Origin of the sequence: Thalassomonas sp. RHCl1 (assembly GCF_947387555.1) — a bacterium.
GTDB lineage: Bacteria > Pseudomonadota > Gammaproteobacteria > Enterobacterales > Alteromonadaceae > Thalassomonas.
In genome coordinates this window covers 1-14,992 of record NZ_CANDNZ010000010.1, presented here as the reverse complement: position 1 = coordinate 14,992, position 14,992 = coordinate 1, and the positions used below count along the sequence as shown (strand labels likewise).

The 14,992-nt window shown below is 45.0% G+C and carries 12 protein-coding genes; 7 read left to right on the top strand and 5 right to left on the bottom strand.

Going from position 1 to position 14,992, the window contains the following annotated elements; genetic code table 11:
- The gene (locus QL234_RS23200; protein ID WP_281560150.1) at window positions 1–312 is read left to right on the top strand and encodes a TapY2 family type IVa secretion system protein; all 312 of its coding nucleotides are present in this window, start codon (window positions 1–3) and stop codon (window positions 310–312) included.
- 54 nt (window positions 313–366) lie between these two features.
- On the opposite strand, the gene QL234_RS23195 is transcribed toward QL234_RS23200, so the two are convergent.
- Both QL234_RS23195 and nadE read right to left on the bottom strand, forming a co-directional pair.
- Window positions 367–921 carry a GspH/FimT family pseudopilin gene (locus tag QL234_RS23195; RefSeq protein ID WP_281560149.1) on the bottom strand — a complete coding sequence of 185 codons (555 nt, stop codon included), beginning with the start codon at window positions 919–921 and terminating at the stop codon, window positions 367–369.
- A 93-nt stretch (window positions 922–1,014) separates the two neighbouring features.
- Window positions 1,015–1,845, bottom strand: a complete 831-nt coding sequence (nadE, locus tag QL234_RS23190; RefSeq protein ID WP_281560148.1) for an ammonia-dependent NAD(+) synthetase — start codon at window positions 1,843–1,845, stop codon at window positions 1,015–1,017.
- Window positions 1,846–2,078: 233 nt separating this feature from the next.
- Between nadE and glnB the strand changes: the two genes are divergently transcribed.
- On the top strand, window positions 2,079–2,417 hold the full coding sequence (gene glnB / locus QL234_RS23185; protein ID WP_044830330.1) for a nitrogen regulatory protein P-II: 339 nt from the start codon (window positions 2,079–2,081) through the stop codon (window positions 2,415–2,417).
- A gap of 104 nt (window positions 2,418–2,521) precedes the next feature.
- Here glnB and QL234_RS23180 read toward each other — a convergent pair whose 3' ends face one another.
- Window positions 2,522–3,286: an outer membrane protein assembly factor BamD gene (locus QL234_RS23180; RefSeq protein ID WP_281560147.1), complete on the bottom strand. Its 765-nt coding sequence runs from the start codon at window positions 3,284–3,286 to the stop codon at window positions 2,522–2,524.
- A 128-nt stretch (window positions 3,287–3,414) separates the two neighbouring features.
- Here QL234_RS23180 and rluD point away from each other — a divergent pair, with 128 nt between their 5' ends.
- The 3 genes from rluD to clpB all read left to right on the top strand — a co-directional run bounded on the left by rluD (window position 3,415) and on the right by clpB (window position 7,899).
- Complete coding sequence (gene rluD, locus QL234_RS23175; protein WP_281560146.1) at window positions 3,415–4,386, top strand: 23S rRNA pseudouridine(1911/1915/1917) synthase RluD; 972 nt, start codon at window positions 3,415–3,417, stop codon at window positions 4,384–4,386.
- On the top strand, window positions 4,376–5,131 hold the full coding sequence (pgeF, locus tag QL234_RS23170) for a peptidoglycan editing factor PgeF (protein ID WP_281560145.1): 756 nt from the start codon (window positions 4,376–4,378) through the stop codon (window positions 5,129–5,131). Before rluD ends, pgeF begins: the two co-directional genes overlap by 11 nt.
- Before the next feature lie 197 nt (window positions 5,132–5,328).
- Window positions 5,329–7,899 (top strand): ATP-dependent chaperone ClpB, encoded by a 2,571-nt coding sequence (clpB, locus tag QL234_RS23165; protein ID WP_281560144.1) that lies wholly within the window; start codon window positions 5,329–5,331, stop codon window positions 7,897–7,899.
- Between the two features lie 69 nt (window positions 7,900–7,968).
- Here clpB and QL234_RS23160 read toward each other — a convergent pair whose 3' ends face one another.
- Window positions 7,969–8,376 carry a DUF4124 domain-containing protein gene (locus tag QL234_RS23160; protein WP_281560143.1) on the bottom strand — a complete coding sequence of 136 codons (408 nt, stop codon included), beginning with the start codon at window positions 8,374–8,376 and terminating at the stop codon, window positions 7,969–7,971.
- 203 nt (window positions 8,377–8,579) lie between these two features.
- Between QL234_RS23160 and pssA the strand changes: the two genes are divergently transcribed.
- Complete coding sequence (pssA, locus tag QL234_RS23155) at window positions 8,580–9,356, top strand: CDP-diacylglycerol--serine O-phosphatidyltransferase (protein ID WP_044830324.1); 777 nt, start codon at window positions 8,580–8,582, stop codon at window positions 9,354–9,356.
- Window positions 9,357–9,764: 408 nt separating this feature from the next.
- Entirely contained in the window at window positions 9,765–10,277 is a 513-nt protein-coding gene (locus QL234_RS23150; protein WP_281560142.1) for a PEP-CTERM sorting domain-containing protein, read from the top strand.
- Window positions 10,278–10,843: 566 nt separating this feature from the next.
- Here the strand turns inward: QL234_RS23150 and QL234_RS23145 are convergent.
- The gene (locus QL234_RS23145; protein ID WP_281560141.1) at window positions 10,844–13,981 is read right to left on the bottom strand and encodes a S8 family serine peptidase; all 3,138 of its coding nucleotides are present in this window, start codon (window positions 13,979–13,981) and stop codon (window positions 10,844–10,846) included.
- Window positions 13,982–14,992: the final 1,011 nt, after the last annotated feature.

Sequence of the window (14,992 nt, the reverse complement as noted above, 5' to 3'; positions counted from 1 at the left end):
ATGATACTTTATAAAAAAATGAGCTTGTTTTTGTCTGTTGCCATTTTTACCGGCACAGCTATGGCAGCAAAAGGGGAGATAAGCGAGCTAAAATGCCATGTGGAATTATTTGGCGGCGAAGAAGTGATACATTTTGTCAATGCCAAAAAAAGTGATGGCCTGAACATGATTAAAAAGCTGACCGGAAAGCGTATAACAGTCACCGGCAGCAGAAAAAAACAAAAAATCTACCAGGTAAGGGAGTGTACGGATTTACATAGCAGTTTCAAAGGTACCCAGGCAAATCAGCTGGATGCTGCTACCGTACGCTGATGGCTCATTTTGATAAACGGTCAGTAAAATAAGTGCTGTTGTTAAATTGCAGCGTTAACTGCAGGTAATTTCGCTGCCGCTGCGGCTTTCGTCTTTGCCGTCATTATCTATGTCTGAAGAGACATAGGCCCTGCCGGAGCTGGCGACAACTATGCCCCGGGATAAATCATTATATCCGTGCGGACAATAGTCAAAGGTGCCTGTGGCTAAGCCGGTTGTTCTCCCTGCCGGGGTATAGGTTAAGGCATCACGGGAATATTGCAGCAGATCACCACTACTTACGGCCCCTTTCACCTTGATAAGCTGTTCATTTAAGGTCGCTTCATATTTTTGGTTGTTGTTGCTGTCGGTAAAGACACTGACCTGGTCTTGCCAGTCGCCGTCACAGGATGAGCTTGCATTTAAAGGGCATACGGTCACATTTTGTCCCAGGTTGATGGCATTGTTACGGGCTACCAGCAGCAAGCGGTGCAACTCAGATATTTCGTTATCAACCCGTAGCTGGGCGGTGAAGCTGCCGAAATTCGGCAGGGCAATAGCCGTTAATATCCCCAGAATAGCCACGGTAAACATTAATTCAAATAATGTGATACCACTTTGTCTATGCATATAAACTCCCGGCGGTTGCTTTATTACTAGGTATAACAGTTAACGGCGCTTGCTGCTAGTTTAAGTGTTTCTCACTTTGGTTGCCATTACCGGTTAATCATAGATAGTGGGGATCGGCTGACGTTTATGCTGGGTTTTGTTATAGATGCTGATGATCAGATCACTTACCTCTTTGGTGACGGCTTTTCCTTCCAGGAAGTCGTCCAACTGCTGGTAGCTCAGGCCCAGCGCATCTTCGTCTTTTTTTCCCGGGGATAATTCTTCCAGGTCGGCGGTAGGTGCTTTATCCACTAAGAGTGCAGGTGCCCCCAAGTGTTTAGCGATTTGCCTCACCTGACGTTTGGATAGCCCAAACAGCGGCGCCAGATCACATGCGCCGTCACCCCATTTGGTGAAAAAGCCGGTAATATTTTCTGCCGAATGATCTGTGCCCAGTACCAGGGCTCCTACCAGGGCGGCGATATGATATTGCATCACCATACGGGTACGGGCCTTGACGTTGCCTTTGGCAAAGTCGACGGCTGCAGGCGAGGCATCGAGTAAGTTGTTATCGCTCAGGGCCTGGACGGCTTCCTGGTGAATACCGTTAACCCCGGCAAGGATATTGGTTGACAGGCTTTGGCTCGGTTGAATAAAACTTAGGGCCAGTTGGGCATCTTCTTCATCCGCCTGAACATCAAACGGCAGGCGCACGGCAATAAACTGATAGTGATTTCCCTGCTCCTCGTTCAGCTCATCTATCGCCAGCTGGGCCAAGCGGCCACAGGTTGATGAATCAACACCGCCGCTGATGCCTAACACCAGGTTTTTTAATCCGGAGTTTACTAACTGCTTTTTGATAAAGTCGACACGGCGCCTGATTTCGAAGTCGATATCAATTTCAGGCAATACTTTCATTTCTGCAATGATCAACTGCTGATCCATGGAGTTTCCTCGTTATACATCATAATGAGCTAAATTTAATGGGGAGTGTACCAAATTAACGGCTAACATGGACAGTACCGCCGTTAATAGTTCACGATTTTAGTGTGATGTTATCACCGTGAAATTGAACTAAGTGAATGAAAATATTGCTGGATTACTAAGCTTGCTCTTCTGGTCGCAAGGATTCAGGGATGTTAAGATTAATTATCAACAGATAACTTTGGAAAAAGGCCATGAAAAAAATAGAAGCGATTATTAAACCTTTTAAAATGGATGATGTCAGGGAAGCGTTGGGGGAAATAGGTATTACCGGTATGACGGTGTCAGAGGTCAAAGGCTTCGGGCGACAAAAGGGGCATACCGAGCTTTATCGTGGTGCTGAATACATGGTGGACTTTTTGCCGAAAGCCAAACTGGAAATTGTTGTCGCGGCGGATGATGTTGAGCGTTGTGTCGAAGCGATTATCCAAACGGCGCAAACGGGAAAAATAGGTGACGGCAAAATTTTTGTCACCGATGTTGACCGGGTGATCCGTATCCGTACCGGTGAAGAAAATGAATCGGCTATCTAGTTGCCGCGACATAGGTATTTTGGCTGGTTAGCTGAAATTGATTGATAAAAAAAGCAACTGATTTGAGCATCAGTTGCTTTGATAAAGAAAAACTGAAACCGGGCTTAGTTGGCGACCAGAGGATTGTCGGGGTAGTTTACCGCTAAGACCTGTTTAGAATTACGCTTAAGATCTTCAAGGTTAAGCTTGTCGTAACATTCAATCATGATCTCCAGTGCCTGCTCGACTTCGTCACTGGGCGAGAAATACTCGACAATATAGCGGCCCCGGTTGGCTGCGGAAGCATAGGCTTCCCTTTTTAAATAAAAGCGGGCAACGGCTAATTCATATTTAGCCAGACGAGATTTGATCCCTATCATACGTTTGCGGGCATCGGCGGCGTATTTACTTTCCGGATACTCACTGAGTACTTTTTTCAGATCATTGAAGGCTTCCCGTGAGGCGGTAGGATCGCGATCCGATCTGTCGATGCCGGCCAAATCCTGAAATAAATTGGCTTCGGTGGCCTGATTGATCAAGGCGCGCATATAATAAACATAATCTATGTTCGGATGAGTAGGGTTAAGTCTAAGGAAGCGGTCGGCTAACGCCACGCCCTGAGCGGCATCGCCGCTTTTATAATAAGCGTAAAGTAAATCCAGCTGCACCTGATGGGAAATAGGGCCAAAAGGAAAACGCGAATCAATGGCGGAAAGAATTTGGATGGCTTTTTGATATAAACCGTTATCTAATGCTTCTCTGGCATCGGCAGACAAGGCCTGCGCCGACTTGTCCGGCACCTTGTCAATATCATTATCATCTGATGATGAACACCCGCCTAGCCCTAGCGCCAGTGCCAATAACATCATTTTAATTGTCAGTTTTTCCATAGACTTCAATATCACTACTTTGTTTTAGTTAAAATAAATATGAAAGCCCCTCATAAAGGGGTAAAATACACAATTGCATTCTAACCCAGCAATCATGCCTTGCACAGTGCTAATTAATTGAGAGTTTAATGGCTGAGATAATTCAACATAAAGAAGTTGTTCCTGAATCGTGTTTGGGAAAACGTTTAGACCAAACATTAGCGGAAATGTTTCCTGATTATTCACGTTCCCGGTTAAAAGAATGGATTTTGGCCGGCCAGGTCACTGTTAACGGGGATGTGATCACCCGGGCGAGGGAAAAAATGTTTGGTGGGGAGCATATTGCCATAAACGCAGAAATTGAAGCGGAAGTGCGTTTTGACCCCCAGGATATCCCGCTTAATATCGTCTATGAAGATGACGATATCCTGGTCATCAATAAACCGGCGGGGCTGGTCGTTCATCCCGGTGCCGGTAACCCGGACGGTACGGTATTAAATGCCTTGCTGCATCATTGCCCTGAGCTGGAAATTGTCCCCCGGGCCGGTATTGTCCACCGCCTGGATAAAGATACCACCGGATTGATGGTGGTGGCGAAAACCATCGCCGCACAAACCAACCTGGTTGAAGCCCTGCAAGCTCGGGAAATTACCCGTGAATATGAGGCCATAGCCAATGGTTTGATGACCGCAGGTGGCGTGGTAGATGAGCCTATAGGGCGTCATGCTACCAAACGCACCCATATGGCGGTCACTTTTTCTGGCCGTCCTTCGGTGACCCATTACCGAGTGCTGGAAAAATACCGTTTGCATACCCGGTTGCGGTTGCGCCTGGAAACCGGGCGTACCCATCAGATTCGTGTGCATATGGCGCATATCACCCATCCTTTGGTAGGGGATCCTGTTTATGGCGGCAGACCCAGACCGCCGAAAAATGCTACCGATGACCTGCGTGAAGTATTAAGAAGCTTTAAGCGCCAGGCGTTGCATGCGGCTATGTTATCTCTTTATCATCCGATCACCGGTGAGCAGATGACCTGGCATGCGGATATCCCGGAAGATTTTGCCTATCTTACCCAGGTATTGCGCGAAGATACCAAACTGAACCAAAGTGAATATTGATAATCCTCATTTTTGTCAGCCCGACTGGCCGGTAGCAAATGTACTGGCCTTTAATACTACCCGGCAGCATCCCCTCGGGGATAAGCCCCCGGTTACTGACTTTGACTGTTTTAATCTGGGGGCACATGTTGGTGATGATATCAATCGGGTAGAGCATAACCGCCAGGCACTTAAGGAATTCTTACCCAAGGACAGTCAAATTCAGTGGCTGGAACAGGTTCACGGCAATAGCGTTGTCGAGGTTCTCCGTCACAGTAAACAGCCGCTGGTAGCCGATGCCGCCATTACCCGTAATCCGGATGTTACCCTGGCGGTGATGACCGCTGACTGTTTGCCTATTCTATTGTCCTGCGGGCAGGGAAAGGAGATTGCGGTGATCCATGGCGGCTGGCGTTCTTTAGTGGCGGGGATCATTTCGAATACTTTGCAAAAAATGCAAAGTCAGAATGCGGAACTTTATGCCTGGTTAGGCCCCTGTATCGGTGAACAGGCATTTGAGGTCGGGGCCGAAGTCAGACAAGCTTTTGTCGGGCAATCAGTTATGTTTGAAGCTGCCTTTAAGCCAACAGGGCAGGGAAAATATCTGGGCAATTTAGCCCTGATAGCCAAATTACAGTTGAACGGCCTAGGCGTAAAGCAGGTATCTGCTATAAATCACTGCACTTATGCTATGGAGCAGCGTTATTATTCTTATCGCCGTAATGCTGTTACCGGAAGAATGGCAGCATTAATTACCCGGTTATAATAACTCCCGCCAATAAAATCTATTCCCCTAGCTGATAGTAATAACTTTTTGTTTCAGATCAAAATGCTGCGTAAGCGGTATTGAAAAGTTAGTTATTCAACCTTATTAATAAAATAACTTCAAATTATCGCCGGCAGTGTTTGATGTGATTTTTTCCGTCAATGGCTTGATAAAACATACTCTCAGGAGATGATTTTATGCGTTTAGATCGTTTTACCCAATCTTTTCAAGTGACCATTTCTGATGCCCAATCACTGGCGCTGGGAAAAGATCATCAATTTATTGAGCCCGTCCATGTGATGATGGCTCTGCTTAATCAAAATGGCAATACCGTGATCCCTTTATGTAAAAGTGCCGGTATTGATATCTATTCATTACGCTCTCAAGTAGAGGCGGTATTAGCTTCACTGGCCCAGGTACAGGGGGTTGGCGGTGAAGTCCAGTTATCATCCTCTTTAGGTAACCTATTAAATTTATGTGATAAGTATGCACAAAAGCTGGGGGATAAATTTATTTCATCAGAAATTTTTATCCTGGCGGCCCTGGAAGACAGAGGAGCACTGGGGCAAATATTAAAATCTCTGGGGGCAACCGAAGAAAGGATTAAATCTGCGATAGAGCATATTCGTGGAGGGCAGAAAGTGGAAGATCAAAATGCTGAAGATGTGCGTCAGGCCCTGTCGAAATTTACCATAGATCTAACCCTGCGAGCAGAAGAAGGTAAACTTGATCCGGTAATTGGCCGTGATGATGAGATTCGCCGTACTATCCAGGTACTGCAGCGGCGTACCAAAAACAACCCTGTGTTAATCGGCCACCCGGGCGTGGGAAAAACTGCGATTGCCGAAGGGCTGGCGCAACGGATAGTGGATCATGAAGTGCCGGAAGGACTCAAAGATAAACGGGTACTGGCGTTAGATATGGGATCGCTGGTAGCGGGGGCCAAGTACCGTGGAGAGTTTGAAGAGCGGTTAAAGGCCGTACTCAACGAACTGGCACAGGAAGAAGGTCAGGTGATCTTATTTATCGATGAACTGCATACTATGGTGGGCGCTGGTAAAACAGACGGTGCCCTGGATGCAGGTAATATGTTAAAGCCAGCCCTGGCCCGTGGTGACCTGCATTGTGTCGGTGCCACCACCCTAGATGAATATCGCCAGTATATTGAAAAAGATGCGGCATTAGAGCGGCGCTTCCAAAAAGTGCTGATTGATGAGCCCAGTGTTGAAGATACCATCGCAATATTACGTGGTCTTAAAGAGCGTTATGAATTACATCACTCGGTAGATATCACCGATCCGGCAATAGTGGCGGCAGCCAGTTTGTCCCACCGTTATATCAGTGATCGTCAGTTACCGGATAAAGCCATTGACTTAATTGATGAAGCGGCCTCTAGCATCCGTTTACAGATAGACTCCAAGCCGGAAGATTTAGACCGGCTGGAGCGGCGTATCATCCAGCTGAAACTGGAGCAAAAAGCGCTGGAGAAAGAGTCGGATGAAGCGACGATAAAACGCCGGGAGCTGTTGTCGGCAGATCTGATGGCCTGCCAGAAAAGCTATGATGAGCTGGACGAAATCTGGAATACCGAAAAAGCCGCACTGCACGGCACCCAGGCAATAAAAGCGGATCTGGAACATGCCAGAATAGAGCTTGAGGCAGCAAGAAGGGCCGGGGATCTGAACCGGATGTCTGAGTTGCAATACGGGCGCTTGCCTGAGTTGGAAAAACAGCTGGATTTGGCCAGCCAGGCGGAAATGCAGGAAATGACTTTGTTGCGCAATAAAGTGACTGAAGTGGAAATTGCCGATGTTTTAAGCCGGGCTACCGGTATTCCTGTGGCTAAAATGCTCGAAGAAGAGCGGGAAAAGCTGTTGAAAATGGAGCAGGAATTACACCGTCAGGTGATAGGTCAGGAAGAAGCCGTGGTTTCCGTGGCCAATGCCATTCGCCGCTCGAGGGCCGGACTGGCGGATCCTAACCAGCCGATAGGTTCATTTTTGTTTCTTGGCCCTACCGGGGTGGGGAAAACCGAGCTTACCAAAGCTCTGGCGACCTTTTTGTTCGATAGTGAAGATGCCCTGGTACGTATCGACATGTCTGAATTTATGGAAAAACATTCAGTCGCCCGTTTGGTGGGGGCGCCTCCTGGTTATGTCGGTTATGAAGAAGGCGGTTATTTAACCGAAGCGGTCAGACGTAAACCTTATTCGGTGATCTTATTGGATGAAGTGGAGAAGGCCCATCATGATGTCTTTAATATTTTACTCCAGGTTTTAGATGACGGCCGCTTAACCGATGGTCAGGGGCGTACGGTCGATTTTAAAAATACCGTGGTGATCATGACCTCTAATATCGGCTCGGATCATATCCAGAGTTTTACTGCTGAAAGCGATTATGAGCAAATGAAAGCCAATGTGATGGCGGATGTCGGCCAACACTTTAAGCCTGAATTTATCAACCGTATTGATGAGTCTGTGGTTTTCCATAGCTTGAGTTCACAGCAGATCAAACAAATTGCCGCCATTCATATTAAAGCCTTGTCTGAGCGGCTGGCTGAGCGGGAATTGCAATTGGCGCTTTCTGATGAAGCTTTGTCTGTTATTGCCGCTGCCGGATTTGACCCTGTTTATGGTGCCCGTCCGTTAAAAAGAGCGATTCAGCAATATATTGAAAACCCGCTGGCACAAAAAATACTTGGTGGGGCATTCCAAAAAGGTGCGACGATCAAACTTGATGTTGTTGAGGGGGAGTTACGCTTTTCATAACACTTTTTGTCAGTTGTCTGAAAGCGGCTAAAGCTGGTTTTTTATAGCGAAGGTTGTTAAGGCAGAAGCTTATTGCTGGCGGCAATATACTTCTGCCTGCTTTTCACTGTTGGCGAGCTGAATGGCTTTCTCTTCCTGGTTAAGTAGCTTGGTTTGACCATCTTTATCGGTAAACTGGACTTTATCATGTTTGGTCAGAGTTTCGATATTTGCCTGGGCGATGGCGCATTTTTCCTGAAAATCGGCAGATATATCTTGTACCTTGGGTTTACTTGCCGTTTGTAATTTGCCGGTATCGTTATTTTTAGGAGCAAAGGTTTCGGTCATGGTCAGTTCGGTATAATTATCGTGGGGAGGCTGATGCTGGCTGAAATGAACGATATTATTTTCATCGACCCAGCGGTAAATTTTAACGCTGGTTGCCAGAGCCTTGATGGGGATTATCAGCAATAAGAAAATTAAGCATAGCGTTCGCATGATTATTTCTCCATCAAACTCTTTTGTGAGCGCCTGCTTCGGGCAAAAAGTGAATATCCTCCTTAAACTTATAACAACAGGCCGTTAAGTTTACAAATTTTCTTACCTTTAAATCGTTTTTCTGCTATCAATTTATCTGTTTTTTGCTTAATAAGTTATGATAAATTAGCTTTTTTATTATTCTTTAACTTACGATAACTTTCATGACAGATAAGCAAGCAAGCGATAGCACACCTACCCGGGGCATTTATTTATTACCTAATTTGCTCACCACCGCGGGCCTCTTTTCCGGGTTTTATGCCGTAGTTTCTTCAATGAACGGTCATTTTGCCAGTGCTGCCGTTGCCATTTTTATTGCTATGATTTTTGACGGGCTAGACGGGCGGGTTGCCCGTATGACCAATACCCAGAGTGAATTTGGCGCCGAATACGACAGTATGGCGGATATGGTTTCTTTCGGTATTGCCCCGGGGTTAGTTGCGTATAACTGGGCGCTTTCGGGGATGGGGAAGTTTGGCTGGCTGGCGGCATTTATCTTTGTTGCCTGTGCCGCACTTCGCTTGGCTCGCTTTAATACTCAGGTAGGAGTTGCCGATAAGCGTTATTTCCAAGGGCTGGCGAGTCCCGCAGCCGCTGGCGTGATTGCGAGTGTCGTTTGGGCCGGAACTGAGTATCAGCTTCAGGGCCAGGACTATGGCATCATTATGGGGGCAATTACCATTATTACTGGATTATTAATGGTGAGTAATTTCAGGTATAACAGTTTCAAAGAAGTGGACTGGAAGGGCAAAGTCCCCTTTGTGGTGGTATTACTGATAGTGCTAATTTTTGTCGTTGTTGCTTCAAGTCCGGCAGAGTTGTTGTTAATGATATTTGTACTTTATGCGGCCTCCGGGCCGGTCACGACTATCCGCAGTGTGAAAAAGCTTAAACTTGAGCATGTTGTGGGCGATGATCATGATGAAGATTTTAAAAATTAACGACTAAATATCTGTGAAGCTGATTAGCCGTGGGCCAGAAGGCTTGCGGTTAATCGGTATATTTCTTGAGTCCGAATAACTTCATTCCAGTCTTTTTCTTCCTGCTTTTAGTTAGCCAGATCACTATTCTCCACTCTTTCATCTTGTGTAGATTAAGTATTTACGCTGCACGAGATTATACCTCTTTGACTCTTCGTTTTTTATCTTTGCACATTTTTTTGTGAGGAAGGTAACATCTAGTGTCAGATTATTTTACATAACTTGTAAAGTAGGTTAACTCATCGTTAATTTTTCAAGGGTTTCTTTTTAATCTGTTGATTAATATGTGTTTTTGCTTTTGGTCTGATTTTTGCTAAATTAACGTCCAGTTAATCACTACATAGATAATAATTATAAATAAGGTTTAATATGTTCAATAAGTTATTTTTAAAAGTATTACTGTCCGTTTCATTAAGTGTTGCCGCGTTATCTTCAGCGAACGCTGCACTAATTACTCAAGATATTTTGTTCGATGATCAGGGGACTTGGGCAAGTATCGGCGAAATTACTGTTGTTACTGCCGAAGCCGATAAGTTCGGTTATATTTCAGAATGGTACGATTTTACTCTTTTAGGGTTTGACCTATTGACTGTTGCTGAGTCTGGCGGCGGTTTATTCGAAGCTGAAATTGATTTAGCTGATTTTAGTGCAGGTTTGCAGTTCTTATCTTTTGATCTGAGTGAAAGTAATCTGGGCACTTATGCTTTTAATGGTATTGTCAGTGCACAATTTAGTTTTTTTGATGCTTTTACTTCAAACGGTCTCGCACTGTTTGGTGAAATCAAATTAGGTGATGCAAATGTTAGTGTTCCAGAGCCTGAAACAGCCTTTTTATTATTAATGGCGGTTGCCGGCCTTATGGCAAGACGTAAGAGCCTGTAACAGTCGCTTATTGAGAAGAGGCCCTGCTTTTGTAGCAGGGCTTTTTTATTGCTGCTAAACCTTCTTTGATGGGCCGCATTATCGGGGGGGGGGGGAGCGCAGGCGCATCCCTCTCTTTGTTTCTTCAACTTTCCTCATCTATTACCTATCGTCATTAACACTTGTTATTTCACATGCGAACTTCAAGCATGACTTTCCTAAGTTTTCATCTGGCTACTGTTGTGCCGGGCTAATTCCTTAGCAACATCCAGGAGTTGATTAACTCTATTAAGCATTTTTCTTGGCTAGAGGAAGTAAACCGGCACATGAGCGTGAATTTAATTTATCTTGCCTGGGGAGTCGTTATTAAGGGCATAGGGAAAAGTAGTGAGGAAGCAGGCATTCAATTTGTCTGTGGTTGGTTTTGCATATTACTTTCCGGCAGGCAAGGGCGTCTTAAGCTCGCTCATGTATTAGTTGCTATAAAAAAGGCTTCTAACATTTGTTAGAAGCCTTGGAGCTTGTTTAAGCTACTGCTGATTGGTATTCAGCAGTATACGAGCTTAATTAGTGCTTTCTCAGCGGGATTAGTTACTTAATTCAAGAACAGTCATGCCTTCTTCGACACCTTCATCATTAAAGTAAGTTACGGTGCCCATATAGGTCATACCCGGTGTTAAGCCACGCGTTAAGATGCTGGTATAGTTAAAGCGATCTGCCATTGCACGGGTGCTTGAAATCACACGAGTTGAACTATCTGCTGAATCTACCATCCATACCGGCATAGTGTAGTTAGTTTCGGCAACATCTAATGCACGGGCGTGTACCCATACAAGATAAACATCACCTATATCACCATCATTTGCCGGAGTTGGGTTGGTTAACAGTACGTTTTCGTTAGAGCTGTCTTCGGTAGTCGATTGCGCTACCGGGCTACAGAGCCATTCGACACAACGGTAAACATAAAGATCTAAATCAGCATTTTCCGCTGCAATCAAGCTTTCACTCAAGTTAAAGCGAACCATCTTAGTGCCTTCAGGTACCAGGTAGACATGTGTGCCTAAACCTGCTTCGTTAAATGAGAAGGTACCGTCGGCATCTTGAGATACTGTATTTGTTGAGCCGAATGGTGCGGTAAGGCCTGCATACTCAATAGACGTTGAGCCGGTGTATAGCATTTTAACCGGGTAGCTGTAACGACCACTGATCATATCGCCGGAGATCAGCTCTGGTACTTCGATCTTAGCGGTAGGAGAGGCTTTTATCGCAATCGGCAGGCGAACAGTGTGACCTACTCCATCATCCCAGGTAATAGAACCGAACTCCCAGTTATTGATATTGGCATTTTCATTCTTGCTGAAGGTTAGAGAGAAGTTGGCTGTACCATCAGATGGAATTGTCAGGACATTACCAACAGTGCCATTGCCTTCAGCATCATAAAGTTTAAGTTCAACATCAATACCAGCTGGAGCATCGATTGTCGCGGTATAAGTGGATGCAAATGAAGCATTCGTCATAGTTCTGAAAATAGTTTCAGCTTCATCCAGCTCTGCAATACCGATAGATGGTAAATTCAGCTGGCTGGCATCTGTTGAGAAACCAGCGGCGGTTAAGGTGTCACAGTCGGTACCGTTACCGGCTACGTATTCCTCTTCGCCTAAGCCACATAAGAAGGCAAGGTAATCATTGAAGTTGGCATCAAACAATAAACCTGGATCCATAGCTTGAACCGGTTGTGCGTGACCGGCACCAAAATCAAATGGATCGGCAGGTGTACTCCCGTCTGATTTGGTAACATCCTGACGCGCAGTCGTCATCAATGCTGATTTGATCTGGGCAGGAGACCAGCTGCTGTTACTTTGCTTGAATAATGCCGCCATACCTGCAATATGTGGGCTGGACATTGAAGTACCATTTAAGTATTTAAATGAGTTGCCGTGAGGCTCAAACATTGGTGCAGCTGTTGTTGCGGCCAGAATATGGTAGCCCGGTGCTGTAATGTCCGGTTTGATAATATCGTAGCTGGCGCTGTTTGGTCCCTGAGAAGAGAAATCTGCCATGGTATTGCCAGTTTGCTCTACTGTAGTGGAAATACCCAATCCCATGCTGATCTCAACAACTTCACCGCCGGTTATTGCACCGTTAAGGGCAACACCATCGGCTTTGCTGATCATCACACCCGGAATATCATAATTCTTGTCGCCGCCTAAAGCGGTAGGTTCACGATCATCGCTGTAAATAACAACTGCTGTAGCGCCGGCTAACTGGGCTCTTTCTACCTTTTCGGTAAAGGCACACTCACCACGGCTAATTAAGGCGATGTTACCGGAAATATCTTCTGCATTATCAAGCGCGGCAGCTGTTTCGTTTTCAAAACAACCTAATAAAGGCTCGGCAATCACAACCTGGCCGTTAACCATGCCGCTATCCTGGAAAGGCTTAGTGATTGCGCCTTCAATTGCTACAAGTAATTCTTCAGGATCACGAGAAGTGACTTTAATGGCATTTGTCGGTACTGTGCCTGAATAGGTCGAGGCACCAACACTGGTTACCCAAGGGGCCGGTGTACCGACAGTTTCAGCGGTATTGTTATCGCCATCGTTACCCGCAGAAACGGATACAAAAACACCAGCCTGGGCAGCACGTAACATAGCCGCAGCAGGAGGAGTCGTTAAATCAGTCCGGCTGCCGCCAATGGAGAAGTTAATGACATCAACACCATCTACAACCGCTTGGTCAATTGCCGCCATGTTGTCACCATAGAAACAACCACGCTCATTATTGCCTTCCGGACTGACATAGTCACTGTTCCAGCAAGTTTTATATACGGCAATACGGGCTCTGGGAGCGATACCGGAAACAGCACCAGCATCAAAACCGCTCACGCTGGCTGCGACACCTTCATTACCGGCGGCGGTACTAGCGGTGTGGCTACCGTGACCGTCAGCATCACGGGGAGATAAAAACTCGCCTAACTCAGTTTGGATCTCATAGACCGATTTAAAGGAATCATTATAATAGCGGGCACCGATCAGCTTGTTTGAACAGCTAAAAGCGGGGTCATCACCTTTATCACAGATACCTTGCCAACCGATAGAGGCCGGATCTGAATATGAGCCGTCATCGGCGAAGCTGGGGTGCTCAGGCCAGATACCGGTATCTAATACCCCGATAATAACATCTTCACCCTTAATATTTTGGGCATGCTGACCGCCTGCTGCTGTTAATCCTAAGAATTCTGGGGTATTAGCAGTTGTTACTGTTTCAAGCTTGTCTTCCCAAACATTCAGGATGTCAGGGTGTGCTTCTAACTGCGCTTTTTGCGCAGGGGTAAGCTTGGCAGTAAAACCATTAAAGGTGTGCTTGAAAGAATGAATAATTTCTACATTGCCAATTGAACCGGCAACTTCAGCCTGTTTCGCTTCCAGGGTTCTGGTGTAGGCCTGCATAGCAGGGGTCATGGCGTTATACTGATTACCAGCGGTTGAAACCAGCTGATTACTCGGTAGCAATTCACCTATTTCCTGGGATTGAGCAATTGCCGGCTGGGCTTTTAATTGTACGATATAGTTCGAGGCCTGGCTTTGAGTATTTTGAACCGGACTTCCGGCTTCGGTTAACCTTGATGTGTCAACAGTGATTTCCTGTGCGCTAACCACAGATGAAACTGATGCCGAGAGTGCGACGGTGATCAGACTCCCTAAAATGGACTTCTTAAATTGCATTGTTCTCTCCAATTATTGTTATTATTCGTAATACATTTTGAGAATTCCTGATGCATTATCTGTGTGTTTTTATGGTGAGATTGTCATTGTTCAATCTCAAACTTTATGAAATACAAATTCATGCAAAAGAATTACGAAAGCTTTGCTTAGCAATATTAATGCCCGTTAATGATGTGATTTGATCTGACAATAACAAGCAGCCTTTATAGCCTACTTATTCCCTATGTAAAATCAATGTAAAAAAACTGTAAGATATCCTGACACTCTGATTTGGCTTTTAAATGAACAGTGGACATTGTTTTTGATGTTTCTTTGTGTTTTATTTGGTCTTTTGTGGTGTTGTTGAAATTTTATTCCGCTGTTTTTCTTTTTTATAACTTTTCGTGTTGATTTAATTTGTCATTTTGGTTGCGTTTGTGTAAAAAAAATTGACGATCCTATGGGCTTTGAAATAAATATATGAAGGTTAATAAGTTTGTTGTGCTAGAAACTAAGGCAAATATATCTATTGTTATAAAGCTGATTGAAGCTAGCATAAGAAAGTCAGAACTGTGTTTGATTGATTTTTAAACGGTTGGCGTCTTTTCATTAAAAAAGTGTTGACCCCGCCATTAAAATCTCTAAAATGCGCATCCACTTCAACGGGGCAGCCTAGCGAAGGGTTTTGATAAGTTTACTTTTACTTTCTAAGTACAGAATAAACAGTTAACGGTTGAAAATGTTTTTTTAGTTTTTAACGAAAAAGGTTGACATCAAAACTGAGAGGCGTATGATGCGCATCTCGCTAAGGGCAAGGCCTGAAGCAACAACGGTTAACGAATGCGATTAATCGTTTCATTTTCTTTCGAAGATGAGTTCTTTAAAAATTAGTTATCATGCAATTTGTGTGGGCACTCACGTTAATGTTGATTTTACATAAGCTACTTCGGTAGCAAAAATAAACTTAATGATGAATGACACACAAAACTATTTATTCATAGTTTTATATGTACAGATTCATTGAGTCAGAGA

Coding starts and splice junctions, on each gene's coding strand:
- QL234_RS23200 (WP_281560150.1), top strand. CDS start 1: ATGATACTTTATAAAAAAATGAGCTTGTTTTTGTCTGTTGCCATTTTT.
- QL234_RS23195 (WP_281560149.1), bottom strand. CDS start 921: ATGCATAGACAAAGTGGTATCACATTATTTGAATTAATGTTTACCGTG.
- nadE (WP_281560148.1), bottom strand. CDS start 1,845: ATGGATCAGCAGTTGATCATTGCAGAAATGAAAGTATTGCCTGAAATT.
- glnB (WP_044830330.1), top strand. CDS start 2,079: ATGAAAAAAATAGAAGCGATTATTAAACCTTTTAAAATGGATGATGTC.
- QL234_RS23180 (WP_281560147.1), bottom strand. CDS start 3,286: ATGGAAAAACTGACAATTAAAATGATGTTATTGGCACTGGCGCTAGGG.
- rluD (WP_281560146.1), top strand. CDS start 3,415: ATGGCTGAGATAATTCAACATAAAGAAGTTGTTCCTGAATCGTGTTTG.
- clpB (WP_281560144.1), top strand. CDS start 5,329: ATGCGTTTAGATCGTTTTACCCAATCTTTTCAAGTGACCATTTCTGAT.
- QL234_RS23160 (WP_281560143.1), bottom strand. CDS start 8,376: ATGCGAACGCTATGCTTAATTTTCTTATTGCTGATAATCCCCATCAAG.
- pssA (WP_044830324.1), top strand. CDS start 8,580: ATGACAGATAAGCAAGCAAGCGATAGCACACCTACCCGGGGCATTTAT.
- QL234_RS23150 (WP_281560142.1), top strand. CDS start 9,765: ATGTTCAATAAGTTATTTTTAAAAGTATTACTGTCCGTTTCATTAAGT.
- QL234_RS23145 (WP_281560141.1), bottom strand. CDS start 13,981: ATGCAATTTAAGAAGTCCATTTTAGGGAGTCTGATCACCGTCGCACTC.